The 1,209-nt window shown below is 34.0% G+C and carries 2 protein-coding genes; both read left to right on the forward strand.

Annotated elements, in window-relative coordinates:
• Nucleotides 1–172 precede the first annotated feature (172 nt).
• Nucleotides 173–580, forward strand: coding sequence for a flotillin-like FloA family protein (locus tag K5G00_RS29385; RefSeq protein WP_238770197.1), 408 nt, complete (start codon nucleotides 173–175; stop codon nucleotides 578–580).
• A gap of 39 nt (nucleotides 581–619) precedes the next feature.
• Nucleotides 620–1,096 carry a DUF6155 family protein gene (locus K5G00_RS29390; protein WP_238770199.1) on the forward strand — a complete coding sequence of 159 codons (477 nt, stop codon included), beginning with the start codon at nucleotides 620–622 and terminating at the stop codon, nucleotides 1,094–1,096.
• The last annotated feature ends 113 nt before the right edge of the window (nucleotides 1,097–1,209 follow it).

Raw genomic sequence — 1,209 nt, forward strand, 5'->3', positions numbered from 1 at the left:
ATGAAAAATCCGAAAATTTTAAACCTGCTTCAAAAACCATTCAATTGTTTACAATTTACATCAACCCAAATTGGTTTTTAGACACACTGCCGTTAGCAACAAGCTTAAATCCGACACAAGATGTCTATTAACTTAAAACAAAATAATTAATAAAACAACCTAATAAAAAAACATGGAAGTCATTCAAAGCCTTGCATTTATTGCAGTAGTTCTTATAATATTTTTTATTGCTCTTTACTTTATTCCTTTAGGACATTGGTTCGCTGCGACAATTTCAGGCGTACGTATTTCGCTAATGGAACTATTACTTATGCGGTTACGCCGTTCTCCCGTTAAGGAAATAGTTGAGGGATTAATTGTTTCTACAAAAGGGGGACTAAATTTGAGTCGTGACCAATTAGAAGCTTTTGCTTTATCTGGTGGAAATATTAATAATGTCGTAAATGGGATGGTGGCAGCTAAACGCGCTGGTTTTCCACTTTCATTTCAAAATGCAATTAAAGCAGACTCACAAGGACTCGACATTGTAAACTCAGTAAAAGAGAAATTACGTGAGACTGAAAAAGTAAAATTTGAATAAAATTCGTTTTAACTTTAATGCAAAACATTTCATAAATAAATGGGACTTAGAGAAGTTAAAACGAGATTGAACAATTTGGATAAAACTGAAATAATTAAATTAATTTCAGAAATGTACAAGAAAGTTCCGGCGGCAAAAAACTATCTAGATATTTATGCAACTGGAGACGTAAATGAACTTGCGGAAAAATACAAAAAGGAAATTGAAAAATACGTTTATCCGTCTGGAAGTAATTTAGTTTTAAAAGAATCTGAAGCGAAGAAACTCATCAGGACAGTTCGAAAAATGAAAGTAATTGAACTAAATATAGAACTGGAATTGCATTATGTAAATTGTTGCCTTGATGTTATAACTGATTTTGGTTACTGGGACGAAAACTATTATTTGTCGGTGGATAAAATGTTCCATAGTGCTGTTAATGGAACCACAGAATTAGGACTCGTTGATGAATATTCTGAGAGACTTGAAAATATATCTGCAAGAGCGAGTGAATTTGGATTAGAATTATATTATTAAAAAATAAAATCCAGTTGCTAACACAGTACATATTGCAGGGCGGGGTTCGGTGGTACGCCAACTGCGGATTCTCGCATCGCAGTTCCGTGTCCTTCGGACAGGAACGCTCTCCG

The organism is Maribellus maritimus (genome assembly GCF_022267315.1).
GTDB classification, from domain to species: Bacteria; Bacteroidota; Bacteroidia; order Bacteroidales; family Prolixibacteraceae; genus Draconibacterium; species Draconibacterium maritimum.